This is a genomic window from Bacillus sp. JKS001846 (assembly GCF_900176455.1).
GTDB classification, from domain to species: Bacteria; Bacillota; Bacilli; order Bacillales; family Bacillaceae_G; genus Bacillus_A; species Bacillus_A cereus.
This window is the reverse complement of sequence record NZ_FWYG01000001.1, coordinates 4,611,248-4,637,029: the sequence shown is the minus strand read 5'-3', so window position 1 is coordinate 4,637,029 and position 25,782 is coordinate 4,611,248. Positions and strand designations below refer to the sequence as shown.

The window sequence follows — 25,782 nt, the reverse complement described above, 5'->3', positions numbered from 1 at the left end:
GTATTTTTTATGCCTAATCTAGTCTTTATCCCGCTATTTGCCGGGCAGTAAGACCCCACCTCAAAATTCAGCGGAAGCAAAGAAGTTAGGTGGGGGGCGGGCTGTCCGTAAAAGCCCGATTGGTGAGGGTTGATTAAAGTTTCACTTTATTAGTATCCGTTCCTTGTATTATTGTTCGGGAAATTATTATTGGAGCATAGTATAGGGAAGATACATATAAAAGAGCGCCATTATAAGCTGTAACGCATAAGTTGCGCAGGAAATGCAACGATAACTAGCTTTACTCTTCATCATTTATTTGAACATAATGGGCATAGAGAGGTGATAAACACAGTATGATTTTTAGTGAGCGTTTAAAAGAAGAAAGGGAAAAAAGAAATTGGTCGCAAAATGATTTGGCTGAAAAAATTCATGTGAGCAGGCAATCTGTTTCGAAATGGGAGACGGGAAAGAACTATCTGAGCATTGAAATTATTATTCATTTAAGTGATCTGTTCGGTATTACAATTGATGAACTGCTAAGGGGTGATGAAGAATTGACGCAGAAAGTAATTGAAGATAGTAAGCAATTGGCGTATCCAAAATGGAAGTTGTTTTTTGATAGTCTATTTATGATAGGAGTATTTTTGTTTATTGCAAAAATCGTTGTATGGATGCTAAATAAGTTTGCTGGAGCAAGTATTACAATTGTAGCAGATGCGCCATATGTAATGAATCTTTTGCCCCTTGCATTCATGATTATAGGTGGTATGGGATCGGATAAGTTGAAGAAAATATATAGATAGAGGAAAGATTTGAAAGAAATCCCCTACACTAGCTGTTCTTTTCACTTAAATTGTGTACTATAAAGGATAGGATGACATAAAGAAGGGGATATAGAGAATGGAATTTCATGAACAGAAGATTTTGCCGGCAGTGAGGCAAATTAAAGATTTGGAAAAGCTATTACATAGTTCGTATGAATATATTGTTATTTTAGATATTCATGTCGGTCAATTAAAGAGTGTTATATCACTTGCGAAGCAATATTGTAAAAAGGTATTTTTACATGTGGATTTAATTCATGGTTTGCAGAGTGATGGGCATGCGACGGAATATTTATGTCAGGAGTTTAGACCGTACGGGTTACTTTCAACAAAGGCGAGCGTTATTATGAAGGCGAAGCAAAAAGGTGTTGTGGCAATACAACGCATCTTTTTAATCGATTCGAGTGCGATGGAGAAGAGCTGCAATCTTTTAGATAAGACGAAACCGGATTATATTGAGGTACTTCCTGGAGCAATGACGGATATTATCGCTGAAGTGAAAGAGCGTACTGGTGTACCGATTTTAGCGGGTGGTTTTATTCGTACTGTAGAAGATGTGGAAAGAGCTTTAAACGCTGGTGCGACAGCAATTACGACATCAAAACGCGAACTATGGAAACATTACCAAAAAAAGTGACGAAAATGTGAATTTTTTCGTTGACACCGCTTTCATTTACGGTTAACATTATAGACAAGTTAATAAACGTGACGGAGAAAAGTAGAGATCCACATTTCATTGTTTCTATATAAATTTATATAGAAGCGTGCAAGCTGTGGGTCTTTTTCTTTTGACAAAAACGAATGGCCATTCATTTTACCTCTATCACATTTGGAAGCGTTTAAATTGATTGTGGAGGGATACTATGTCAGCATTTTTAGGAGAGTTAATAGGGACTGCGTTGTTAATCGTACTTGGTGGCGGCGTTTGTGCTGGTGTAAGTTTAAAGAAGTCGTTTGCGAAAGATTCTGGTTGGATTGTAATTACAATGGGCTGGGGCTTAGCGGTAGCGGTTGCAGCATATGCGGTTGGATCAATTAGTGGGGCACATTTGAATCCAGCTTTAACAATAGGATTAGCATTTAAGGGAGCGTTCCCATGGAGTGATGTACCAGGTTATATCGCAGCACAAATGATTGGGGCAATTATCGGGGCAGTTATCGTATATTTACATTACTTACCACACTGGAAAGAAACAGAAGATCCAGGAACAAAGTTAGGTGTATTTGCAACAGGTCCAGCAATTCCGAACACATTTGCAAACCTTTTAAGTGAAATGATTGGAACATTCGTTTTAGTATTTGGTATATTAGCAATTGGTGCAAATAAATTTGCAGATGGATTAAATCCATTTATCGTAGGTTTCTTAATTGTAAGTATTGGTTTATCATTAGGTGGGACAACAGGATACGCAATTAACCCAGCGCGTGATTTAGGTCCGCGTATCGCACACTTCTTCCTTCCGATTGCAGGAAAAGGCGGTTCAAACTGGAAGTATGCATGGATTCCAGTAGTTGGTCCAATTTTAGGTGGATCACTTGCAGGTTTATTCCATCAAGTTGTATTTGAAGGAAAGCAAAATTCAGCACTTATTTATGTGATTATCGCAACTGTGATTGTACTAGCAATCTCTTATATGACAAGTAAAAAAAGCGGAAGCAATACAAATAGTAGAAAAGTAGCATAAGGGGGAAACCGATATGAAAAAATATATTCTTTCATTAGACCAAGGAACAACAAGCTCACGCGCAATTCTTTTCAATAAAAAAGGTGAAATTGTTCATTCAGCTCAAAAAGAGTTTACACAACATTTTCCAAAGCCGGGCTGGGTAGAGCATAATGCACAAGAAATTTGGGGATCTATTTTAGCAGTTATCGCAACTTGCTTAAGCGAAGCAGATGTAAAACCGGAACAAATCGCAGGTATCGGTATTACGAACCAACGTGAAACAACGGTTGTCTGGGATAAAACAACTAGTAAACCAATTTACAACGCAATCGTATGGCAATCTCGCCAAACAGCTGAAATTTGTGATGAGTTAAAAGAAAAAGGTTATAGCGAAATGGTTCGCGAAAAAACAGGTCTTTTAATTGATGCATACTTCTCTGGTACGAAAGTAAAATGGATTTTAGATAATGTTGAAGGTGCAAGAGAAAAAGCAGAAAACGGCGATCTATTATTCGGAACAATTGATTCGTGGCTTGTATGGAAACTATCTGGTGGTAAAGCACACGTAACAGATTACTCAAACGCATCACGTACGTTAATGTTTAACATTCACGACTTACAGTGGGATGATGAGCTTCTAGAAATGTTAACAGTACCAAAGAGCATGCTTCCAGAAGTACGTCCATCATCTGAAATTTACGGAGAAACAATTGATTACCACTTCTTCGGCCAAAATGTACCGATTGCAGGTGTAGCTGGTGACCAACAAGCAGCATTATTTGGACAAGCTTGTTTCGGTGAAGGTATGGCGAAAAATACTTACGGAACTGGTTGCTTCATGTTAATGAACACAGGTGAAAAAGCAGTAGCTTCTGAGCATGGTCTATTAACAACAATTGCATGGGGAATAGATGGTAAAGTAAACTACGCATTAGAAGGAAGTATTTTCGTAGCAGGTTCTGCAATTCAGTGGTTACGTGACGGAATGCGCATGTTTAAAGATGCAAGTGAGAGTGAAGTGTATGCGAGTCGCGTTGAATCAACTGATGGTGTATACGTTGTACCAGCATTCGTTGGACTAGGAACACCTTATTGGGATAGTGAAGTACGCGGCGCTATGTTTGGTGTAACACGCGGTACGACGAAAGAGCACTTCATTCGTGCAACGCTAGAATCTTTAGCTTACCAAACGAAAGATGTATTATGCGCAATGGAAGCAGATTCAGGTATTGAACTGAAAACATTACGCGTTGATGGCGGAGCAGTTAAAAATAACTTCTTAATGAAGTTCCAAAGTGATATTTTAGATGTTCCTGTAGAGCGTCCAGTGATCAACGAAACAACGGCTCTAGGTGCAGCATACTTAGCTGGTCTTGCGGTTGGATATTGGAAAAACCAAGATGAAATTAAAGAACAGTGGCATATGGACAAACGCTTTGAACCAACGATGGAAGCGAAAACAAGTGAAGAGCTATATGCTGGATGGAAAAAAGCAATTGAAGCAACAAAAGCTTTCAAATAATCATAAACAGTGTTATAATGGTGACAAGTTAATAATTCGGTAGGAGATTTGGAGAGACCACAACGCGCTATAGAGGCGAAATCTATAGCGGAGTTTGTGGTCTCTTTTTTCGTTATCAAAGGGAGGAATTACCATGAAATTTTCAAGTAAACAACGTAAAGACGTATTAAACGGAGTAAATAAACAAGAGTTAGATGTGATCGTAATTGGTGGAGGTATTACTGGTTCTGGTATTGCATTAGATGGAGCAACACGCGGGTTATCAACAATTGTTTTTGAAATGCAGGACTTTGCAGCAGGTACATCAAGTCGTTCAACGAAGCTTGTACACGGTGGTCTACGTTATTTAAAACAACTTGAAGTGAAAATGGTAGCAGAGGTGGGTAAAGAGCGTGCGATTGTATATGAGAACGGTCCCCATGTAACAACACCAGAGTGGATGTTACTTCCGTTCCATACAGGCGGTACGTTCGGATCATTTAGTACATCAATTGGTCTTCGTGTATACGACTTCTTAGCAGGTGTAAAACGAAGCGAGCGCAGAAAGATGTTTAACCGTGAAGAAACATTAAACAAAGAGCCTCTTGTAAAAAAAGAAGGATTAAAAGGCGGCGGTTACTACGTAGAATATCGTACAGATGATGCGCGTCTTACAATTGAAGTAATGAAAGAAGCAATTGAGCATGGCGCAAAAGCTGTTAACTACGCAAAAGTAGACAGTTTCTTATATAAAGATGGAAAAGTATGCGGTGTACGTGTAATCGATTTACTAGACGGAGAAGTATACGAAGTTTACGGTAAGAAAATTGTAAACGCAGCTGGCCCTTGGGTAGATACACTTCGTGAAAAAGATAACTCGAAAAAAGGAAAAGTACTTCAGTTATCAAAAGGTGTTCACTTAGTAATTGACCAAAAACGTTTCCCATTAGGTCAAGCGATTTACTTCGATACACCAGATAAACGTATGGTGTTCGCGATTCCTCGCGGCGGGAAAACTTATGTAGGTACAACAGATACGTTCTATGATAAAGACGCAGCTGTACCACAAATGACAACAGAAGATCGCACATACATCATTAATGCGATTAACTACATGTTCCCAAGCGTGAAAATTACAGAGAAAGACATTGAATCAAGCTGGGCTGGTGTACGTCCGTTAATTTATGAAGAAGGTAAGAGTGCATCTGAAATTTCTCGTAAAGATGAAATTTGGACTTCTGAATCTGGTTTAATTACAATCGCAGGTGGTAAATTAACAGGATACCGCAAAATGGCTGAAATGGTAGTAGACTACGTAACGAACTTACTACAAAAAGAAGGTCATAGCGCATATCCGAAGAGCGACACGAAACATATGCCAATCTCTGGTGGACATGTAGATGGTTCACACGGATTCCCAGCATTCGTTGCGAAAAAAGCTGGCGAAGGTACGAAATATGGTTTAACAACAGCACAAGCAGAAGAATTCGCGAAATTCTACGGCTCTAACGTTGACGTACTATTTGACTTAGCGAAAAAACATAAAGACGAAGCGAAAGAATACAACATGCCGCTTGACGTTCTAATCCCTCTTGTATACGCAATGGATTACGAAATGACAGCAAAACCAGTTGACTTCTTCGTACGCCGCAGAGGCGCTGTATTCTTCAATATCCACTGGGTATACGAGTGGAAAGAAGCAGTAATCAACTACATGGCTGCGAAACTAGGCTGGAGCAAAGAAGAGCAAATGAAATACACAGCAGAATTAGAAAAAGCATTAACAGATGCTGTAATTCCTGTAGATCAACAAGAGCAAGCAGCTGCGTTAGCGTAAAAAAAAGAACCACCTGAAGGGGAGCCTTTAGGTGGTTCTTTTTTTTATGGAATATTCTTCTAACTATATTGCATAACGACATATGTTGTTATACGATGTATATAAGGTGGTGGTATTGTTGGACAAAGAAATCTTGAAGGGAAGTATAGATATTTTATTACTTTCTATCATTGCAAAACGTGATACATATGGATATGAAATAGCTCAAAGTTTAAAGGATGCAAGTGAAGATTTGTATAGTATGGGGCAGGGAACTTTGTATCCTGCTTTAAAGAGATTAGAGAAAAAGGAGTTTCTTGAATCTTATTGGAATGAATCTGAGAATGGGATGAAAAGGAAATTCTATACTATTACAGATAAAGGGAAAAAAGAATTGCAGAAGAAAGTGAATTCTTGGGAGAGTGTAACAGCATTAATTCAAGCTTGTCAGAAAGGAGTTATTTATGAGTGAATTTGATGAGTATATTAAGTCTATTTTAGCCTATTCAGAACTTAGTGATATTGAACAGGATGAGTTATTTCTAGAAATGTATGATCACTTGAACAGCTTGAAAGAAGAATATATGGAACAAGGTATGAATGAAAAAGAAGCGATTTATAAAGCGATTCAAAGTTTTGGAGAATCAAAAGTTATTGGCGTAGAGATTAATAAATCGGTATACGAAGTTCCTAGACCATTAAAGGTATTATCAAAAATTTTATGTATTCCTTATATAATCATTTGTTTTATTGTCTTTTTAGGAACGTTTATTTCAACTTCTACATTTGACTCTGTTCGCAGTTTGACAGGTGGGACTGTCTATCATCCCATTGAATTTTGGCAGCAATTTTTACATATATCTGATTTAGAAACGTTATTACAACTTTTTGGAATAACACTTTGGCAAGTTAAAGATTTTATTGCACATCCAGGTCCTTGGGGAAACTCAACTTATTGGTTAAGTGTTTTACAACATATAATATTAGTAGTTCCATTCGGATTTTTCGTTCCAGTGCTGATTAATAAAGTGACTAACTATAAGAAAGCTCGTAAGTGGTATGTTATGACCTTTCTTGTTTGGGAGATATTACATTTACTAACTTTGTCTGATGTTTTTGATGTGTGGCGGATTGCTATAAATATGCTCGGTGCGTCGGTAGGATATCTTTTATTTATAAGCATGATACAAATAGATAATAAATTTAGGATAATGCGCAAGAAGATATTTGAAAATTAGCTTGCTATTCTGTAGTTTAAATTATACAAATTTAGTTTGATGGTAATAGAGTATTGCTGAAAACATAGGTGCTATATAGTGAGAGGATTTTTTATATTCGTAATAGGTGTTGTTCCTTGTTTACTCATACTGTTATGAAGCGGGTACATAATCCGTCTTTATTGGTGCTATAAATGATGAGAGCGGCACAGCTGAACTTGAAAAAGTCTAGCTGCGTTAGCGTAAAATAGAGAACCACCTGAAGGGGAGCCCTTTAGGTGGTTTTTCTCTTGACTAAAAATAAATAAAATGTGTTACAATGATGATAGAGTATGTAGTGTGAATTTTGCATAAAATAAAAAAGACAGAAGCCTGAGAAACTTCTGCCTTGTGTAACCTAACTTGCTATTGTGGTGGTAGTAGGTGCGGTTATAAGACAATTACATTAACGTTTTAGCCGAGAACCGCCCTTACCTTTTCCACGAAGCAGGGTGGTTCTCGCTTTTTTGTATACAGAAATTAGCCACGGACCGACGTATCTTCTACCGATGACAACGCCAGCTCCGGTTAGGATACCATACACTAATTTAATTATAAACATCGCGATTATATTATCACCTCCCCCCTTTTTCAAAATGGAAGAGATGATTGCCACACCTACTAGTTATAGCTTATTAAGTTACATTTTAATTGTATTATGTTTTAAAATAGGGAACAAGATATATGGATAAAAATTCCTGTTTTTAAGCAGAGCATTAGTGTCAGGGGAAAAGAAGTAAATAAATATTCATAAAAAAAACGGTATGGACATTACCATCCGTATTTTTTTATGTATTTATAAAACTTTTTCATACAGTGCGTCGTCTAATATATGGGAAGGAGGAAATGATGTGGATGAATTAACGGTAGAAGCGTTTGAAATAGAAGATAAGGAACTCCTTATCGATGAAATTATGAACAAGTATGGACAAGAAGTCCTGCAGCTTGTGTATTCATATGTAAACAATAAAGAGATTGCTGAGGATGTAACGCAAGATATATTTGTGAAATGCTATAAATCTCTGCATACATATAAAGGGAAGTCGAATGTGAAAACGTGGTTATGGAGAATTGCGATTAATCAATGTAAGGACTATATAAAAAGTTGGTATAACAACAAGGTGATCGTGACAGAGGATGAAGCTGCTTATATGGGGGTTCAAAATGGTAGTGTCGAACAAACTGTCATTCAAAATGCGGAGGACCGTGAACTGGCTTCTGCAGTAATGAATTTACCGATAAAATATCGAGAAGTCATTTATCTATTTTATTATGAAGAGTTATCAATTAAAGAGATTGCTATAGTAATAGACGTAAAGGAAAATACGATAAAAACGAGACTGAAAAAAGCGAAGGAGCTTTTGAAGAAAGGATTGGAGGAATAATCAAATGGAAGATCAATTAAAAGGCCTGCGAAAATCAATGGAGAATACAACGTTTAAACATTTGAGTTTTTCTGATCAACATCGAAAGCAGGTGCGCGAAAAAATCAATGCTTCAAACGAGAAGGAAGAGGACATCTCTTTAGCGATTTTACAACTCCTCAGTAATGAAAAAACAGGGTACGAATTGTCACAGCTACTACGAGGGAGAGGGATTCGGAAATTCGAAGGAAATGAAGGGTTTTTATATACCGTATTACATCGTCTGGAACAGAACCGTTTGATCCAATCTAGCTGGGATCATGCAGGAGCGAAATATTATCAATTAAACGATAAAGGAAGAAAGATGCTGCGAAAGGCAGAAAAAAATGCTACGAAGGTACAATTTATATTAAAAGGCTTAGTACAGGAGTGAGGAGAAATTGAATAAAAAAGGGGAGCGTTTTGTAAGCGAAGTTACGAATTATATTAAATCAAAAGAAGCGAAAGATTTTGTAGCAACGGAACTAGATTTTCACCTAAAACAGGCGAAGAACACATGGATAGAAAAAGGTTTGAGCGAGGAAGTCGCTGAAAATAAAGCGGTGGAACAAATGGGAAGTCCGATTAAACTAGGGCAAGAACTTAATAAACTTCATAAGCCAAAGGTGGATTGGTTTTTACTTATTTTATTAGTAGCTGCTATGGGATTAGGTTTTTTACCAATAATCGCTTTTGGGCATACGGATGATTTACTAATGAACAAAGTAATTTTTGTAATTCTTGGGATTGCAACAGCCATTGGGATGATGTTGCTTGATTACCGGAAGCTAGAGAGGTTTGGATGGCTGTTTTATACAATTGGAATACTTATCTTGTTAGCTATAAAATGTTTTCCGACTGGTTACGTGATTGGGGAAGCGATAATAAAAATTGGCCCCATCAAAATTGACTGTTTAATGACGATACCATTCTTTTTTCTAGCCTGGGCTTCTTTTTTCAATAATAGTAGGTTAAAGTTTATACATCTTCTCATGTTGTACGTATTTTCTTTATATTTATTTTCAACTATATCAATTCTTTTACCCATTTTCATCTACATTATGATGGTATTTGTTATGCTTTGGTGGAGTAAGTTAGGAAAGAAAACGGCATGGCTCATTACGATTTTACCTATTGTACCATTGATTATTAGGGATCTACTTTCCTGGTCTGCTGTAAAAGAATACCGTATGGCCAGAATTTTAGGAATGTTAAACCCAGAGCATGATCTATGGTATTTACGTTTAAAAGAGGCGATGTCTTCAGCAGGTTGGTTTGGTACATATGAAAATATAAAGTCTATCCGTGCTGTCCATACTGATTTTGTATTTGTAAGTTTGACTTACTATTATGGATATGTACTTGCGCTAGTTCTTGTCGTGATTCTTTCTCTTTTTGCAGTAAGAATAATGAACATAGCTTATAAAATAAATGATGGTTATGGTAAATTGCTTCTCGTTGGCGGAGTAACTCTTTTTGTAATCCATTTTATTTGTAACGTTGGCATGACCCTCGGGATATTACCACGTGTTTCTATATCATTACCCTTTATTAGTTACGGCTTGATACCAACTCTGTTTCATGCATTTATAATGGGGATTGTGCTGAGTGTATATCGACGTAAAGATATTCCTTTTAGAATGAGAAAAACACCTTGATGATTATCAAGGTGTTTTCATTATAAGCTCAAAACTCTCCGAATCAGCCCCAAGCACAAAAGGACTAACCTCGCCAACGCTATAAAGTTGCAACTCATGCATCGCCCGCGTACAAGCAGTGTAGAACAATCTACGTACGCTCTCATCACTGTACACAGCTTTAGAAGCATTGTAAATAATAACAGCGTCAAATTCAATCCCCTTCGCTAAATAAGCAGGAATAACGACGATGCCTTGTTCATACTCGGCTGAGTTACTTTTCACAAGTTTAATATTCTCGATATGATTAAGTGCTTCGTAGGCAGCGGCGCTTTCAGCTGCAGATTTACATATAATTGCGATCGTATTGTGCTGCTCTTTTTGTAGTTCAGCAACTTTGGCAGTAATACGTTCGTGCAGTTCGTTGACATTCGATACTTTCGTCACTTTAGGTTTCTCACCGTCACGTTCAAAGGCGTGAATGTTCTTGCCCTCCGGGACGAGAGTGCGTGTAAATTTAATAATTGGTTTTGTTGAGCGATAGCTACGAGTTAAGTTGATGCCATTCGTTTCGTCTGGTCCGTATAAGCTAGTAAGTGTGTTGAAATTCACTGCTTCACTCGCATGAGCAAATATCGCTTGGTTAAAGTCTCCGAGTACAGTCATTCTTGCAGCAGGGAAGAGACGTTTTAAAAACTCGAACTGAAACGGCGAATAATCTTGCGCTTCGTCTACGAGTACGTGTTTAATCGACCTGTTCGTTTGGAAGCCTTCAATTAATTCTTTTAAAAGTAAGAATGGAGTCGCATCCTCGTAATATAGTTTTCCTTCATCAAGCATGTTTACTGTTAAGGAGCAAATGTCATCCCACTCTTTCGGTTTTTTCTCAGTAACCCATGATGCATCTGTGAAAAGTTGTTTATATATGCCTGTGAAATTGATAAAGCGTAATGTTTGAACGCCTTTACGCAGTGGCTTCAATTTTTTACGGACAATCATACGTCCAAGTACTCTCGTTTCTTTTTCAAAATCATTAAAGGAGTTGTCGTCAAACTCGCCTTTTTTCTGTAAATATTTATAAGCTTTTTGGTATTCATCTTTACTAAGTAATTCAATTTCTTCTTCTACCCAAGGCTTTTTCAGTTCTGCTTTTTCAAGTGCATCTATTTGCTTGTTTAGCCAATCCGTTAACTTCTCAATTCGACTATGGAAGCGGAGGGAGGAGTCGGTATTGTAAAATTGTTCTGTAATTTCTTTCGCAGAAACAATCAGTTTTCCTCTAAATTTCATTCCTCTAAATAGCATGCCTGAAGATTCAAGAGATTGTCTGTACGCTCTAATCATCTCGAAAAATTGAGTAGATGCCTTAAATCGAATGCTCGCATTTCTCGTTTTATAGGTAGGATTATTCGTTTCAGTTAACATATATTCTAATTGTTCATAAGGATCTTCAACGTCAAATGACTTACTCAGTCTATGGTTTAAATATTCTTGGAAAGTCACTTGCTGCATATTTTCTTCGCCGAGTTCAGGTAGTACGTTAGAAACGTAGCTGTTGAACATAGAGTTAGGGGAGAAGAGAATAATTTGATCTGCTTTTAACCATTCGCGATATTTATATAGTAAGTAGGCGATTCGTTGCAGGGCAGCTGACGTTTTACCACTACCAGCAGCTCCTTGCACGATAAGGAGTCGGCCTTCATCGTGACGAATAATTTCATTTTGCTCGCGCTGAATTGTAGCAACGATGCTCTGCATATGTTTATTCGTACCTTTTCCGAGCGCTTGCTGCAAGATTTCATCACCAATTGTAAGGCTCGTATCGAACATAGAATCAATCTCGCCATTTTGAATAATGTATTGTAATTTTTTCTCCACATTACCGTGGATTACGCCGCCTGGTGTACTGTATTCAGCCGGTCCTGGTGGATAATCGTAGTACACACTCGAAATAGGTGCGCGCCAGTCATATATAAGGAAGTTTTCTCCGCTTGCATCAGTAAGTGTAGCGACGCCGATATAAATTTGATCCGCGGCAGATTCTCCTTCTTCTTTGAAATCAATTCGTCCGAAATAAGGTGCTTTATGCATGCGTCTTAATGCGGCAAGTCGATTAAAGGTGTGCTTATGGGTAATTTGTGTGACAGCTAGTGACTGAGCTTGTTGTCTCAAGTTGATAACTGTTTCAAGATAATCATCAAAAGTATCCGTGTTCACTTTCACATCATCCCAAAAGTGTTTACGAATATTGATTACTTCTGCTCGGCGTCTGCCAGTTTCATTTTCCAGTTTATCAATTTGCTCCGTAATTGTCTCGATTACGGTATCCAATCTTTTTTGCTCTAGATCAAGTTTTTTGTTCATACGGTAAGCACTCCTTTAAAAGTGAAAAATAGAGGTTGACTGAAGATGTGTTTTGGTGTAAAATTAAGATACGGATAAATACGTTCCTTTTATTTTGTAAAACGTGTTTCTGTTCTAATTTAACATAGTTTTTTCATTTAATCAATCATAATAAGATAAACCTTGGTTCTACGTGGCGTGGATCAAGGTTTTTTTGTGTTTGAAGAGGAGTCACGCTTGTTGTCGTTTTTTGTCGGTAAGTCGATATATTTCGGAAATCGCTGATATAATTGGAGTTGCGCCGATATATTTTGAAAATCGCCGATATAATTGGAGTTGCGGTCGATATATTTGAAAAATCACTGATATAATTTCATTTACCGAATCTAGATTAACTACCGGGAGAAGAGGGGATAAAAAAAGCTCGGGCCTAAGCCCAAGCTTTTTACTTCATTATTTCTTTTCGTCTTTTTTATCGTCAGCTTTTTGCTCTTTGAAAAGATCTTTTAAATCTTTATCGTCAACTTTTACGTCAGCTTTTTTGATTTCTTTCATCATAAGATCGTTCATAAATTGAGCATCTTGTGTTTTTTCTTGAACTAGTGCTTTTTTAATATCAGCTTTTGCTTTATCGAAAGTTGCATCTGCGTGATTATCAGTTACTTTAATAATATGGTAACCAAATTGTGTTTTTACAGGTTCGCTTACTTCACCTTTTTTCAACTTTTGAGCTGCTTCTTCAAATTCTTTTACCATTTTTCCTGGTCCGAAGAATCCTAAGTCGCCACCTTTTTCTTTTGAGCCTGTATCTTCAGAGTATTGTTTTGCTAATTCTTCGAAAGATTTACCTTGAGCAAGTTCATCTTTCACCTTTTTAGCAGTTTCTTCATCTTTTACAAGGATATGACTTGCTTTAATTTCTTTTTTATAATCCTCGAATTTTGCTTTTACATCTTTATCAGTAATCGATTGTTCAACCGCTTTTTCTTGAGCTAATTGAGCACGCACACTATTTTTAATAGTTTCTTCTTTAATACCTTGTTGTTTCATTAGTGTATCGAATTGATCACCGTATTGTTTTTTCATTTCATCGAACTTTTTGTCTACATCTTTGTCTTCAACTTTGTAGTTTTTAATAAGTACTTTTTCCATAACCATGTTATTTAGTGTTTGTTTACCAGTTTGTGAATTTTTCATTTGTTCGTAGAATTCTTCTTTTGTAATGTCACCAGCTTTAGATGTAACAATTTTGTCTGATGATGATGTTCCACATGCTGATAATGCGATTACACTTGTTGCGGCTAAGGCAAGCATAGCTTTCTTCATTCGATAAACACTCCTACTATTATGTATTTTTAATTTATCCTACACCGATGAATTTTCATTCATAAGAGCCCGATTAAGTCTCACTGATACTTTTGCTTTTTTATATTGGTAAAGCGCGCTTAACAGGGCTTACCGTGGCTGAGGATAAAGTTTTGATGAATGTTTTGTTCTATAGTATAAGCAATATGTACAAAATTTAATATATCATATTTCGACGCATTTTCATATTGATAAAGAAAAATTAACCAGTACGTGTCAGATTTTGAAAGTGTGCCATATTGGGCGTATGCCGCATATACAGAATAGAGGAGGGGATGGGGATGAATTCTCAACTTATTTTATTACTTGTACTGTTTATTTTATTGGTTATTGTAGGTATAATTTGCTTATAGAGGAAAAAAGTGAGGAAGGGGCTTTCCTTCCTCACTTTCCATGAAATATAATTTCTATATAACTAGAAATTAATAAAATTGTTATACATACATTAATAACCCGAAAGACACCGGGCTGGCGGCTCGCAGCTATTTGTTTTCGTTCACACAGTGTATGTGTCATGAAATTCGTGTAAAATATAACAAGAAGTGCGAATGCGACAAAAACAACTGTTATAAGTGTCATGAGGCGAGACCTCCTTTTGGCTAAAATACATATACATATATTGTATCACACGATATTTTGTTCGTGTTACAAAATTCAGAAATAGAAGACTTTGTGTTAGAAAGTGAGGGAGAAAATGGACGTTGTTAGAAGATTAGAACAAGCTGAATACTATGTAGACTTATTATTTAAAATGATTGATGAAGAGAAGTGTCCATTTTATTCTTTGATCATAAAGAAAAAAGCTCGTAAAAAAGATATTGAACGTATACTAAATCTTTGTGAAAAACTGAACGATCAATATGTAGTGGAGAAAGCAGAAGGGCTTCTTTTGTTCGATGCGCTGTTAGATCAATTTGAAAAAGCGCTTCCACATCAGCTCGAAGTACACGAAACTGCGGAAGCGCTAGCAAAACAAGGTTTATTTAAGCCGCTTATGAATGAATTCTTAAGCATGATTGCGAAAAAATAAATAGATTATTTCTTAACTAACTTTTGATCGGATTCTGTAAAGTTCTCTTCAATATCTTCTAATGATTTCTCAAAAATATCGATAAAGTCTTGTCCGTAAATGTTACGCAGGATTGCAATCAGTTCGATATTTTCTGGGAACTTCCCATAAAAATTACGAAGTGCAAGAGCCCCATTAAACACTGAATTATTTTCAGGATCATACTCTTCCATTAAGCGAAGTAGTAATTCTTCCCCTTTGTCTGTAATTTCAATGTACGTATTTCGTTTATCATCTTCCTTTTTCGAGAATACAAGATAGCCGCGTTCTTCCAGCTTTTTCGAGAAGTTAAACGCTGTTGATACGTGCATAACTCCAAACTTAGCAATCTCAGAAATAGAAGCCCCTTTTAAATGATAAGCGATTGTTAAAATATGATGTTCATTAATATTTAAATCGTAAGGTTTAATCCACTGCTGCCAATCTTTCTCTACACATTTCCATAACGCTTTCGATAATTGAGCAATGCGTTGGCTGAAAATCATCGCTTCTTTTACCGAGTAATCTTTTTCTCCACTTTTCATTTACTCACCCACTTTAACATTCTTTTTTCATTACTATCTATTATGCCAGTAAAATAAAAATTAATAAAGTCTTTTTGTGAGAATTGTGAAAATTTTTCGGAAAAATGACATTCTATACAAATCATGCATAACTATGGAAGCGTTTTATGAGTCGTGAATACATACGTTGTCCTTACATGTTAAGTGATAACATATATTGTAAATGCATAAAAACACGGCATATCTATATGATATGCCGTGTCAAGGTCAATTTATATAAAAAATATTTGTTATATGCAAAAAACTAAGCAGGAATTTGTTTACGCTTTTTCTGGAACAGCTTCTTGTAGTTTCTCAATTGACTTTTGGATGTCCAAAATTTCTTTCTCAATATGGCGCTTGTTTTGAGAAATATCTTGCTTCCAGTTAGAAAGCGTGTCTTGCATGTCATCTTTTAATTCTTGAAACACTTCTTTACCTTCTGAAGCAGTTTCAATAATTTGACGCTTTAATAATTTCGTATCAGCTGTAATATCAGCTAAAGTCTTTTTAATATCATTTCCTTTTTCTTTTAACTTGCCGCGCATGTCTTTACCAGAAGAAGGAGTTGAGAAAAGAACAGCTAGTCCAGCAACTGCTCCGCCGCAAATAACACCTGTAATAAAGGATTTAGCTTTTGACATAAAAGGAGACCTCCTTATTTTTTGTTCGTATTCATGATGGGAAAAATATGCATATCTTTCTTATATGTGCTATGCACAAACAATCATCCCTGAGCATTTTAAGTAAAGAAACAAGCCATGCGGAATTTGATGACTTCAGGGAACTGGCTTGTTATGTATTACGCCTTCTTATAGTGTCATTATTTCACACTATTTGCAATTGTACTTGCGATGTTTTGTAAATTTTCCATAGTGTATTCATTTTGGTGTGATTTCCAAACAGCACCGAAACCATCTTTTTCACCGTAGCGTGGAATTAAATGAAGGTGGAAGTGGAACACAGTTTGTCCAGCTTTTTCACCGTTATTGTTAAGTAGGTTAAAGCCAATTGGATTAAACTCTGCTTTAATCGCATTTGCGATTTTTGGAACGACAGAAAAAATGTGTGATGCGATTTCTGGCGTTAACGCAAAAATGTCTTGTTTGTGAACTTTTGGAATAACAAGAGTATGTCCTTTTGTTACTTGACTAATATCTAAAAATGCAAGCACATGTTCATCTTCGTATACTTTTGAGCAAGGGATTTGCCCGTCAATGATTTTACAAAAAATACAATTGTCTGCTGTATGATTCATTGATCTCATCCTTTCAAATATCCTTAGCCGTATTTTACCATAATTATATAAGAGAACAAACACGAAAAACAGGAAGCTGACTCAGCTTCCTGTTTTCTGAAGAGGGATTGAAAAAGCATTATCGTAATTTACGTTTCGCAGACACCTCATTTATTTAAGAAATGCACGGTAAATCGGCTAAAGTTTCTGCCGTAGACACCCCATTTTCAAGTGAAATGAATTGCAATCTTTTTTAAAATGAAATTGTTTATTTTTTAAAACAGTATATGCTCTTTCAGAGACACCCCGTTTCGAAAATGAAACAAATGATCTGGTTATGTGTAAATTTCATTGTCCAACTTGGACACCCCATTTCATGATGACTTCACTATGTTGTTGTACTCATCAATTGGTGGTTGCTTTTTCAATGTGTTCCTTCTTCAATAATTATGATGTCCGCTTTCGGAAAAATATATGCTAATAAATTTAAAAAATTTTTTTGAGTACATGGATACTATGTAGTACAGCATAATTTTTGGTAAGATGAATATAGAATGAATACTAATGAAGAAAGTGGTGTCGTATGAGCGAGTTATTGCGTGTAGAAAATGTTACAGGAGGATATACGAAACGACCTGTATTAAAAGACGTTTCGTTCTCTGTTAATAAAGGCGAACTTGTCGGCTTAATCGGTTTAAATGGAGCTGGTAAAAGTACGACGATTAAACATATTATCGGTTTAATGGAACCGAAAAAAGGAACTGTCACAATTAATGGGAAAACAATTCGTGATGATATGACAGCGTACCGTTCTAGCTTTTCATTCATTCCGGAAACGCCAGTATTATATGATGAATTAACGTTAGAAGAGCATTTGAAATTAACAGCTATGGCGTATGGCATTGATGAAAAACAATATGAAGAACGTGTAGGACAACTACTACAAGAGTTTCGTATGAAAAATCGTTTAAAATGGTTTCCATCTCATTTCTCAAAAGGAATGAAACAAAAAGTAATGATTATGAGCGCATTTTTAGTGGAGCCATCTCTTTACATAGTAGATGAACCTTTCGTTGGATTAGATCCGTTAGCGATTCAATCCCTTCTTCAAATGATGGACCAAATGAAAAAGAGTGGTGCCGGTATTTTAATGAGCACACATATTTTAGCGACGGCAGAGCGTTATTGTGATTCGTTCATTATTTTGCATCAAGGTGAAGTAAGAGCGAAGGGAACGCTATCTGAACTGCAATCACAGTTTAATATGCCAGGTGCAACGTTAGATGATATTTACATCGCGCTAACAAAGGAAGAAGATTATGAATAGCACAGCGTTATGGAAAGAACGATTTCGTCACTTTCTAAAAGAAGTTCGTACATATAGTAAATACGTATTTAATGATCATTTGAAATTTATTTTCGTGTTCATCATTGGTGCGGGAGCGTATTATTACCAGCAATGGTTACAAACGTTAACACCTTCGTTTCCGGCGGCGCTCGTAATGGCAGTATTAATTGGACTCGTGTTAACGGCTGGATCCATTCAAACGTTATTAAAAGAAGCGGATCTCGTTTACTTGCTGCCAGTTGAACAAAAATTAAAACCATACTTTACAAAGGCGTTTCTTTTTACGTTTATGATTCAGTTGTACATAATCGCAATTGTAGCGGCAGCGCTTGCTCCGTTATACTTCCAGCAAATGAAACAAACAGGAGCGGCTTACATATGGATTGTACTCGCGTTTGTCATCGTAAAAGCGTGGAACTTATTCGTAGCATGGGAAAAGTCATTTTTAACAGATCAAAATATACAAAGAGCTGATTGGTTCATTCGTTTTATTTTAAACGGCTTATTTGTTTATTTCCTTTTAGAGCGTACTTCCGTTATGTTTATTGGTGGAATCGTCCTTCTCATGGTGTTATACCTCGTAGTACTGCATCAAATGGTGAAGGGAAAGCCGCTAAACTGGGAGTATTTAATTTCTGAAGAAGGTAAGAAGATGATGCTGCTGTACCGCATCGCGAACATGTTCGTTGATGTACCAGCATTAAAAGAAAGAGTAGCACGCAGAAAATGGCTCGATTTCATTCTTTCGATGATTGGTGAAAAGCGTACATATTTATACTTATATACGAGAACGTTTTTAAGATCAGGTAACTATTTTGGATTATATGTGCGTTTGCTCGCTCTTGGAGGAGTTATTTTGTACTTCATTCCGTTTTTATATGGACGATTTATCGTAAGCCTTATTTTCCTATACTTAATCGGTTATCAGCTCTTAACTTTATGGAAACATCACCGCATGAAGATTTGGCTTGATTTGTATCCGGTAGGGGGAGAAGAGAAGAAGAAAGATTTTCTTACTTTATTAAACGCGATTCTAATCATCGGGAGCGTAATCTTTACAGTTATATTTGCACTAGCAACGAAAGATTTCATGATGACAGGAATTTTACTTATCGTAAGCATATTATTTAGTATCGGTTTCGTTTACCAATACGGGGCGAAGCGCATTGAGCGTTTAAATTGAAGGGAATGAACCTATGATTACATATGAAGAAAAGGTTATAAAAGAACTGGAGCAGTGGAAAGCTACATTTATGAAAGATTCTTCTATGATGACACGGTTCTCAAAGAAAGTGCAGACGAAGGTGCAACAGCTCATTCCGGCGAAAGTACAAAAGGTATTAACAGAGACGATTCGTATGATGGTGCAAACAATCAGCGCCGGGTCAAACTTTATAAAGCCGAAGCTAAAAGAGACGACATGGTCACTGCAAAGACGTGACGATGAAGTTCGTAAAAAAATGGATGAGTATAAAAAAATAGCAGCGGCAGAAGGGGCAGGGACGGGGGCTGGCGGTATTCTCCTCGGTCTTGCTGACTTTCCGCTTTTACTCGGCATTAAAATTAAATTTTTATTCGATGCAGCGACATTGTACGGATTTGATACGAGCAACAAAGAAGAGCGCCTTTTTATCCTTCATGTTTTTCAGCTTGCCTTTTCAAGTGACGATCACCGAAAAGAAATATGGAAAGCAATCGAAACGTGGGATACAGAAGAAGAAAATCATATGGACTGGGAAAAGTTCCAAACAGAGTACCGAGACTATATCGATTTAGCCAAAATGCTGCAGCTCGTACCAATAATCGGTGCCCCGGTAGGCGCATATGCGAACTATCAACTACTGCAAAGACTCGGAGAAGTGACGATGAATTGTTATCGTATGCGATTGCTGAATAGGGATTAAAAAGAAGGCGTCCTACATGTGTAACGTAGGACGCCTTTTCTTAGAAGCCAAGTCCGATATAGCTAACTCCAACTATAATCAATACGATAAAAAGTACAATGATTAATGAAAATCCGCTCTTACCAGTTTGTCCTGCTTCACCGCCGCCATTACCACCACTACCGCCATTACCACCAAGTCCCATATGATATCCTCCTTATTGTTATATGTTGCTTTTACTTTATAACTTTCTGTATTTTCTGATAAACACCTTCTGTAGTGCTAACTAAATTGAAAATCATTTCGTTTTGTTTTATAATTTACTTACCGACCGGTAAGTAAAAATAAGTGAGGTACAGTATGACGAAGAATTTACAAACATCGCAAAACATTGTAGAGGCTTCATTTAAACTTATGGCAGAACACGGCATTGAGAAGATGAGTCTTTCCATGATTGCGAAAGAGGTAGGTATTTCAAAACCGGCTATTTATTATCATTTTTCTTCTAAAGAAGCGTTAATCGATTTTTTATTTGAAGAAATTTTCTCTGGATATCATTTCGTGAGTTATTTCGATAAAGAGCAATATACGAAAGAAAACTTTGCAGAAAAGTTAATTGCTGATGGTTTACATATGCTCTCTGAATATGAAGGGCAAGAAGGGATATTACGCGTTATCAATGAATTTCTCGTAACTGCATCGCGAAATGAAAAGTATCAGAAACGCTTATTTGAAATACAAGAAGATTTCTTAAATGGTTTCCACGATTTATTGAAGAAAGGCGTAGAACTTGACGTAGTGTCACAACATGAAACGGAAGAAAATGCTCATACGCTAGCACTCGTGATTGATAATATGAGCAACTATATGCTCATGGGATTCCAGTTAAAGTATAAAGAAATTTGGATTCGAAATGTGAAAAACGTAATGAAGGAGGAGTAAAGATGAAAATGCAAAAAAACTGGTGGCTCGGTTTTCTTGGATTTATTGGGGTTTATAAAATACCAGGTATGATTGAAGCTTTTCAAGCGGATGGAAATTGGATGAAGTTAATCGGTTTCATTTGGCTACTTTGGTTCGGATATTTTATTCCTGAGAAGAAAGAAGATTGAATTTCAATTTTCTGTAAAGTTACGTAAAATATAGATTGAGAGTATTCATATATTAGATTACTAGATTTGGAGTGGTTACATGGATCCATTGAAAAATGAAATTCACCCTGACATGGTCAAGGTGTGGAAAGCGCGTTCTTTAATTGAGCTAGGAATCAGTATTATAGTCATTTTGGCATATCTTTTCTTTATGATTAAGTTTAATTGGTGGGCTTGGATTTTCTATGTGCTCATCGGATTAACAATTGTATATACACCGTTTGATTACTTTACGTTTCCGAAACTACGTCAACGTTATTACAGCTACCAACTAAATGAAGAAGAACTTGAAATTCAGCATGGTCTTTTCGTCGTAAAGCGCGTATTAGTACCGATGATTCGTGTGCAGCACGTTACGATTGAACAAGGGCCAATTATGAGAAAATACGGATTAGCAGAATTACACATTTCAACAGCAGCAACTTCTCATAGCATCCCAGGTTTAACGATGTATGAAGCTGAAATGTTGAAAACGAAAATCGCAGAATTAGCGAAAGTGAGTGATGAGGATGTATAAGAGGCAGCATCCAATCACGATGTTATTAGAATTAAAAATAACAGATTTTATACCACTCATTATTTTTCTTTTTAGCTTAAGGGGAAAGTTTCCATTTTGGTATTTAGTTCCTATTGGTTTTGCGTTGATCACAATTATTTCAGCTATCGTAGGCTGGTATTACAAAGTATACTGGGTCGAAAATAACGTATTACATGTGAAACAAGGTCTCTTTGTGAAAAAGGAGAGCTACTTAAATAAAGAACGTGTTCAAACAATTAATACAAGTTCTAACGTACTATACCAAATGCTCGGTTTGAAAAAAATTCAGATTGAAACAGCTGGCGGGGGCGATGAAGCAGAAGTTAGCTTAGCTGGAATTACGGTAGAAGAGGCGACGGAGCTTATTACTTTGCTAAATGAGCCAACTCCAGAAGTGAAAGCAGAAAAAACGTTAGACGAAGCAGCAGAAAATACAGTAGAAAAAGCAATTGTTACAGAGGAAAAACAAACGACAGAGTACAAGTTAACGTGGAAAGAGATTTTAATAGCGTCTGTTACATCTGGTCAATTTGGAGTATTGTTCTCTTTAATCTTTTTCGTTTATCACCAAGTAGATGAGTATATTCCGAAATGGATAAAAAATAGTGTGACGTCATATGTAATGGACCACGATATATATGGCTGGATTTACATGGTAGCTATTTTACTTGTCGTTTCTTGGATGATATCTACAATTGGCTACGCGTTAAAACACGGTAACTTCACAGTGAATCGAAAAAATGATGAAGTCCGTATTTCGCAAGGGTTACTGGAGAGAAAAGAACTCGTACTAAAATTGCACCGCATTCAAGGGATTACGATAAAAGAAGGCATTTTACGCCAACCGTTCGGTTATTGTGCTGTGCAAGTAGAAGTCATTCAAAGTGAAGGGAAAGAAGAAAAAGTTACACTGCATCCTATCATTCGAAAAGATCGAGTGCAACAATTACTCGCGCATTTACAATTACCATACGAACTGAATGCAAGTATTACTTCGTTACCAAAAGCAGCATTGCGCCGCTATCTCATTGATAGTTTCATCTTTTTCGCTATGCTCGCAATCCCGCTTACTGGAATAAGCATATACTTTGAAAAGTATTACATCATGTGGGCATTACTACCGCTCGCAATCCTTATCTTTACACTTGGATACGCAACATTTAAAACAAATGGCTACAGTGTTAACGGAGAACAAATTACACTTGTCTATCGTAGCGTCGGAAAATATACAGGACTTATTAGAAGAAGACATGTCCAATCAATGGAGAAGACACAATCATATTTCCAGCGCCGTGCGGATTTATGTACGTATAAGTTTTCGAGTGCATCATCTAGTTATAAAATAGAGCATACGAGAGTAGAAGATGCGGAGAGAATGCAGGATTGGTATAAGAAGAAAATAAATGAGATGTAACTTGAGAAAGCTTGCCTATTATGAAAGGCAGGCTTTTTTGTTATAGGGAAAAGAGTCGTTTAATCCATATATTAGTACAACTACAGCACACATGTATCAATACGTATGAAAAAAGGTAATATGCTTCTGTTTTAGGAAAATATGTGGGATTTTTGATATAAATGGTATAATAAAATGGAAATAGTATTAGGAGGTTATATATGATAAGTCAGTTGAAAAGAGAAGCACTTGATGCATTAAAAGGAAGATGGGGACTAGCGGTAGGGGCAACCTTATTAATTGGAATCCTTATTGGAGCTGTTGAAATGCTAACAACAGGTATTTTCTCGATATTTTGGGGTTGGGAAGAAGCAAGTGATTCACTTACAGTAAGTATTATAGTAATGCTTGTTATTGGTCCATTAACAATAGGTGCCTATTATCTTGTTTTAAATGCAATTCGTGGGACTGATGCTCGCATTGGTCATATATTTAGATGGTTTAGCGATGGAAGTAAGTTGATGAAGTCGTTTTTAACATATTTACTAATGTATGTATACTTGACTCTATGGACATTACTTCTTATTATTCCAGGTATTATTAAATCATTTTCTTATTCTATGACATATTTTATTTTGAATGATCATCCAGAATATACAGCGAATCAAGCGATTACTGAGAGTCGTCATATGATGAATGGACATAAAATGGATTACTTTTTACTATGCTTAAGTTTCTTAGGTTGGTTCATTTTAAGTATTCTTACTGTAGGAATCGGTTTCTTATGGTTAGCACCTTATTTCTACGCGACATCAGCCGCATTTTATGAAGAGATTTCAAAAGAATATTATAAAAAAGAAGGCACTACTTTCTAATAAAACATATAAACTATCTACCCTAAAGAATGTAGGGAGCAGATAGCAGATGGTTTAGGTGTTTTGATATTTGTCCTATTTTCGGGATTCACTTCAGGATAAGGTATAGATTTTTATATAGAAATGCTACCCTCTATGTTTTATCATAGAGGGTTATTTTTTTATGTAAAAATGATAGGAAATAATGAATAATATATGTAAAGAAAAAAGCGAGGTGAATGAGAGTGAGCAAATTTTTAATACCGTATTCATTTTCTATATTAAGTTTCTTTATTTCAGCAACAGCACTTGATTTATATGATAGGAGGGGAAACGATAGTGAGCTGGTTTCGCCGAACATAATTGGAAAGATAATTCAATCTACTGCGCAAATGGGAGTCCTTACATTGTATTTCGGAGTACCTATTATTTTAGGTGGCTGTCTACTTGGTGAGCTATTGTTTAGAGGTATCATTTTACGATTTAAACTAAGCTATATTATATCTTTATTATTATATCTATTTTTAGCTTTTAGTATTGTTTTCGTAACGGTAGGCATTCCAACTACATATGAAGATTCTAATACATTTTTCATGGGGATAACTATGATTTGTGCTGTTACATTCTTTGTGAGTCGGAATATATGGGAAAACAAGTTAATAATGGAGTGACAAAATGAAATACACCTGTCCATGTTACGGATATAAAGTTTCACTTTATTGGATCAGTTAGAAAACCGACTAGTGAAGATGTGAAGGATGCTAGTTGGCAGCGAATTTGTTAAGTAGAATGTTATTACTCAATTCAATGGGAGTAATAACATTTTTTATTTAGTACTGAAAGAATTACTGCTGTTTTAAAGTAATAAGAAGGAATAAATCGGTAAATTTTATTAATGGATATATTTTCAATAAATACAAAAGTATAGATGTATAGTCAGCTTTGTGTATTTAATGTTATCATATTGAATGATATGGAAATTTTTAATAGAATAAGTAACTAAAAATTCAAAGGTAATGAAGCTTTTGTTGTATAAAGAAAATACTTAGTAGTAATCAACAATATTAAAAATAAGATTCGTATTTATATAAATTTAGTAGAAATGGGGTTTTAAAAAGGAATGAGTATAAGCATAACGCGGCAAAAGATTTTGGCGGCCGCTTCTCAAATTGTACAATGTAAAGGGGTTGCTAAATTAACTTTAGAAGCAGTGGCAAAAGAGGCGGGTTTAAGCAAAGGTGGATTATTGTATCACTTTTCAAATAAAGAAGCTTTAATAGAAGGTATGATAGTCCGAGGGGTAGAGGATTATGAAGGGGCCATTTACAATAAAGTAGCGGAAGACTCAGAGAGGAAAGGGAGATGGGTTCGCTCTTTTGTAGAGGAAAGATTAAGTAATGAGAGAAGAACAGAAGAGTTGTCTAGCAGTATGATGGCAGCACTCATGTTAAAACCTGAATTACTTGAGCCATTACAACAATCATTTCAGCAACTGCAAAAAAATATAGAAAATGATGAGATAGATTCAGTTTGTGCAACAATTATTAGATTAGCAGCAGATGGATTATGGTATTCGGAATATTTAGGGGTTGGAAGGCTAAGCCCCGAGTTAAGAGAAAAAGTGATTCAAGCTCTTATTATTAATTCATATAAATAGAATATACGAACTATATAATTTTAAAATAATTCACCATTGCTTCTTTAATGTAGTGGTGAATTATTTTTTTTATTAGAAAAATAGAACAATTTTATAGAGTATTGAATTATAACCGTCCAGACGGTATAGTAATATTTGGTTTAAGAGGAAAATGAAACAAAAAAAGAATAAAAGATATTTTTAGCACACTATTCGAAAGGATAGGCCGCAAAGCTTAGAGTCTACGGTAATACATATTGGTTACTAAGATCGTCTGGTTGCACATTTTTGATGCAACCGGACGATCTTTTTTTGTTATATAAATATAAAAATTTAG

Annotated in this window: 30 protein-coding genes and 1 riboswitch; of the genes, 22 read left to right on the top strand and 8 right to left on the bottom strand. The window is 36.0% G+C overall.

From position 1 onward, the window contains the following. The first annotated feature begins 335 nt into the window (after positions 1 to 335). The 7 genes from B9A45_RS24740 to B9A45_RS24710 all read left to right on the top strand — a co-directional run bounded on the left by B9A45_RS24740 (position 336) and on the right by B9A45_RS24710 (position 7,028). Positions 336 to 785, top strand: a complete 450-nt coding sequence (locus tag B9A45_RS24740; protein ID WP_084065288.1) for a helix-turn-helix domain-containing protein — start codon at positions 336 to 338, stop codon at positions 783 to 785. Positions 786 to 882: 97 nt separating this feature from the next. Further along, positions 883 to 1,443 carry a glycerol uptake operon antiterminator GlpP gene (gene glpP, locus B9A45_RS24735; protein ID WP_000394286.1) on the top strand — a complete coding sequence of 187 codons (561 nt, stop codon included), beginning with the start codon at positions 883 to 885 and terminating at the stop codon, positions 1,441 to 1,443. Positions 1,444 to 1,669: 226 nt separating this feature from the next. After that, positions 1,670 to 2,491, top strand: a complete 822-nt coding sequence (gene glpF / locus B9A45_RS24730; RefSeq protein ID WP_001272195.1) for a glycerol uptake facilitator protein GlpF — start codon at positions 1,670 to 1,672, stop codon at positions 2,489 to 2,491. Between the two features lie 13 nt (positions 2,492 to 2,504). Further along, complete coding sequence (gene glpK, locus B9A45_RS24725) at positions 2,505 to 3,995, top strand: glycerol kinase GlpK (RefSeq protein ID WP_000760011.1); 1,491 nt, start codon at positions 2,505 to 2,507, stop codon at positions 3,993 to 3,995. A 133-nt stretch (positions 3,996 to 4,128) separates the two neighbouring features. Continuing rightward, positions 4,129 to 5,811 carry an aerobic glycerol-3-phosphate dehydrogenase gene (glpD, locus tag B9A45_RS24720; protein WP_000672831.1) on the top strand — a complete coding sequence of 561 codons (1,683 nt, stop codon included), beginning with the start codon at positions 4,129 to 4,131 and terminating at the stop codon, positions 5,809 to 5,811. A gap of 118 nt (positions 5,812 to 5,929) precedes the next feature. Next, positions 5,930 to 6,262 (top strand): PadR family transcriptional regulator, encoded by a 333-nt coding sequence (locus tag B9A45_RS24715; protein ID WP_000356630.1) that lies wholly within the window; start codon positions 5,930 to 5,932, stop codon positions 6,260 to 6,262. After that, a complete protein-coding gene (locus B9A45_RS24710; protein WP_001288383.1) occupies positions 6,255 to 7,028 on the top strand; it encodes a VanZ family protein in 774 nt (257 codons plus the stop codon). The genes B9A45_RS24715 and B9A45_RS24710 overlap by 8 nt, the downstream gene beginning before the upstream one ends. 424 nt (positions 7,029 to 7,452) lie before the next feature. Here the strand turns inward: B9A45_RS24710 and B9A45_RS24705 are convergent, their stop codons facing one another. After that, a complete protein-coding gene (locus B9A45_RS24705) occupies positions 7,453 to 7,608 on the bottom strand; it encodes a hypothetical protein (RefSeq protein WP_000469930.1) in 156 nt (51 codons plus the stop codon). 289 nt (positions 7,609 to 7,897) lie between these two features. On the opposite strand from B9A45_RS24705, the gene B9A45_RS24700 reads away from it, so the two are divergent. From B9A45_RS24700 to B9A45_RS24690, 3 genes are read left to right on the top strand one after another with little or no spacing between them, the layout of a single operon-like run. Continuing rightward, entirely contained in the window at positions 7,898 to 8,431 is a 534-nt protein-coding gene (locus B9A45_RS24700) for a sigma-70 family RNA polymerase sigma factor (RefSeq protein ID WP_016109447.1), read from the top strand. A gap of 4 nt (positions 8,432 to 8,435) precedes the next feature. Beyond that, entirely contained in the window at positions 8,436 to 8,843 is a 408-nt protein-coding gene (locus tag B9A45_RS24695; RefSeq protein ID WP_000390089.1) for a PadR family transcriptional regulator, read from the top strand. Between the two features lie 7 nt (positions 8,844 to 8,850). Continuing rightward, complete coding sequence (locus tag B9A45_RS24690; protein ID WP_053513545.1) at positions 8,851 to 10,107, top strand: FtsW/RodA/SpoVE family cell cycle protein; 1,257 nt, start codon at positions 8,851 to 8,853, stop codon at positions 10,105 to 10,107. Positions 10,108 to 10,113: 6 nt separating this feature from the next. On the opposite strand, the gene helD is transcribed toward B9A45_RS24690, so the two are convergent. Next, positions 10,114 to 12,450, bottom strand: coding sequence for an RNA polymerase recycling motor HelD (gene helD / locus B9A45_RS24685; protein ID WP_053513547.1), 2,337 nt, complete (start codon positions 12,448 to 12,450; stop codon positions 10,114 to 10,116). Positions 12,451 to 12,882: 432 nt separating this feature from the next. Then, on the bottom strand, positions 12,883 to 13,755 hold the full coding sequence (prsA, locus tag B9A45_RS24680; protein ID WP_053513549.1) for a peptidylprolyl isomerase PrsA: 873 nt from the start codon (positions 13,753 to 13,755) through the stop codon (positions 12,883 to 12,885). A 278-nt stretch (positions 13,756 to 14,033) separates the two neighbouring features. Between prsA and B9A45_RS33255 the strand changes: the two genes are divergently transcribed. Further along, on the top strand, positions 14,034 to 14,147 hold the full coding sequence (locus B9A45_RS33255) for a hypothetical protein (RefSeq protein WP_002023459.1): 114 nt from the start codon (positions 14,034 to 14,036) through the stop codon (positions 14,145 to 14,147). 31 nt (positions 14,148 to 14,178) lie between these two features. Here B9A45_RS33255 and B9A45_RS24670 read toward each other — a convergent pair whose 3' ends face one another. Beyond that, positions 14,179 to 14,373, bottom strand: a complete 195-nt coding sequence (locus B9A45_RS24670; RefSeq protein ID WP_000172690.1) for a hypothetical protein — start codon at positions 14,371 to 14,373, stop codon at positions 14,179 to 14,181. Positions 14,374 to 14,488: 115 nt separating this feature from the next. Here B9A45_RS24670 and B9A45_RS24665 point away from each other — a divergent pair, with 115 nt between their 5' ends. Continuing rightward, positions 14,489 to 14,824, top strand: coding sequence for a YhaI family protein (locus B9A45_RS24665; protein WP_000383653.1), 336 nt, complete (start codon positions 14,489 to 14,491; stop codon positions 14,822 to 14,824). Positions 14,825 to 14,829: 5 nt separating this feature from the next. On the opposite strand, the gene B9A45_RS24660 is transcribed toward B9A45_RS24665, so the two are convergent. The 3 genes from B9A45_RS24660 to B9A45_RS24650 form a co-directional block, all read right to left on the bottom strand. Beyond that, positions 14,830 to 15,387, bottom strand: a complete 558-nt coding sequence (locus B9A45_RS24660; RefSeq protein ID WP_000834924.1) for an HTH-type transcriptional regulator Hpr — start codon at positions 15,385 to 15,387, stop codon at positions 14,830 to 14,832. Positions 15,388 to 15,686: 299 nt separating this feature from the next. Continuing rightward, positions 15,687 to 16,049 carry a YtxH domain-containing protein gene (locus B9A45_RS24655; RefSeq protein WP_000030299.1) on the bottom strand — a complete coding sequence of 121 codons (363 nt, stop codon included), beginning with the start codon at positions 16,047 to 16,049 and terminating at the stop codon, positions 15,687 to 15,689. 179 nt (positions 16,050 to 16,228) lie between these two features. After that, a complete protein-coding gene (locus B9A45_RS24650) occupies positions 16,229 to 16,663 on the bottom strand; it encodes an HIT family protein (protein WP_001016834.1) in 435 nt (144 codons plus the stop codon). Between the two features lie 562 nt (positions 16,664 to 17,225). Between B9A45_RS24650 and ecsA the strand changes: the two genes are divergently transcribed. From ecsA to ecsC, 3 genes are read left to right on the top strand one after another with little or no spacing between them, the layout of a single operon-like run. Continuing rightward, a complete protein-coding gene (gene ecsA, locus B9A45_RS24640; RefSeq protein ID WP_001292595.1) occupies positions 17,226 to 17,969 on the top strand; it encodes an ABC transporter ATP-binding protein EcsA in 744 nt (247 codons plus the stop codon). Further along, entirely contained in the window at positions 17,962 to 19,173 is a 1,212-nt protein-coding gene (ecsB, locus tag B9A45_RS24635) for an ABC transporter permease EcsB (RefSeq protein ID WP_001089103.1), read from the top strand. The genes ecsA and ecsB overlap by 8 nt, the downstream gene beginning before the upstream one ends. A gap of 13 nt (positions 19,174 to 19,186) precedes the next feature. After that, a complete protein-coding gene (gene ecsC, locus B9A45_RS24630) occupies positions 19,187 to 19,894 on the top strand; it encodes an ecs operon protein EcsC (protein WP_000634139.1) in 708 nt (235 codons plus the stop codon). A 40-nt stretch (positions 19,895 to 19,934) separates the two neighbouring features. Here the strand turns inward: ecsC and B9A45_RS24625 are convergent, their stop codons facing one another. Further along, the gene (locus B9A45_RS24625) at positions 19,935 to 20,078 is read right to left on the bottom strand and encodes a YjcZ family sporulation protein (protein ID WP_000522761.1); all 144 of its coding nucleotides are present in this window, start codon (positions 20,076 to 20,078) and stop codon (positions 19,935 to 19,937) included. Between the two features lie 155 nt (positions 20,079 to 20,233). Here B9A45_RS24625 and B9A45_RS24620 point away from each other — a divergent pair, with 155 nt between their 5' ends. The 7 genes from B9A45_RS24620 to B9A45_RS24585 all read left to right on the top strand — a co-directional run bounded on the left by B9A45_RS24620 (position 20,234) and on the right by B9A45_RS24585 (position 25,466). After that, positions 20,234 to 20,815, top strand: coding sequence for a TetR/AcrR family transcriptional regulator (locus B9A45_RS24620; RefSeq protein ID WP_000164832.1), 582 nt, complete (start codon positions 20,234 to 20,236; stop codon positions 20,813 to 20,815). Positions 20,816 to 20,817: 2 nt separating this feature from the next. Further along, on the top strand, positions 20,818 to 20,985 hold the full coding sequence (locus tag B9A45_RS32325) for a hypothetical protein (RefSeq protein ID WP_000783813.1): 168 nt from the start codon (positions 20,818 to 20,820) through the stop codon (positions 20,983 to 20,985). 79 nt (positions 20,986 to 21,064) lie between these two features. Then, positions 21,065 to 21,541, top strand: coding sequence for a PH domain-containing protein (locus B9A45_RS24610; RefSeq protein WP_000371346.1), 477 nt, complete (start codon positions 21,065 to 21,067; stop codon positions 21,539 to 21,541). After that, on the top strand, positions 21,534 to 22,976 hold the full coding sequence (locus B9A45_RS24605; protein WP_000278202.1) for a PH domain-containing protein: 1,443 nt from the start codon (positions 21,534 to 21,536) through the stop codon (positions 22,974 to 22,976). The genes B9A45_RS24610 and B9A45_RS24605 overlap by 8 nt, the downstream gene beginning before the upstream one ends. 200 nt (positions 22,977 to 23,176) lie before the next feature. Further along, complete coding sequence (locus B9A45_RS24600; protein WP_000625400.1) at positions 23,177 to 23,830, top strand: DUF975 family protein; 654 nt, start codon at positions 23,177 to 23,179, stop codon at positions 23,828 to 23,830. A 224-nt stretch (positions 23,831 to 24,054) separates the two neighbouring features. Continuing rightward, complete coding sequence (locus tag B9A45_RS24595) at positions 24,055 to 24,480, top strand: hypothetical protein (protein WP_176524494.1); 426 nt, start codon at positions 24,055 to 24,057, stop codon at positions 24,478 to 24,480. A gap of 449 nt (positions 24,481 to 24,929) precedes the next feature. Beyond that, positions 24,930 to 25,466, top strand: coding sequence for a TetR/AcrR family transcriptional regulator (locus B9A45_RS24585; protein ID WP_084065282.1), 537 nt, complete (start codon positions 24,930 to 24,932; stop codon positions 25,464 to 25,466). A gap of 172 nt (positions 25,467 to 25,638) precedes the next feature. Then, positions 25,639 to 25,731: riboswitch (cyclic di-GMP riboswitch) on the top strand. Positions 25,732 to 25,782 lie beyond the last annotated feature (51 nt).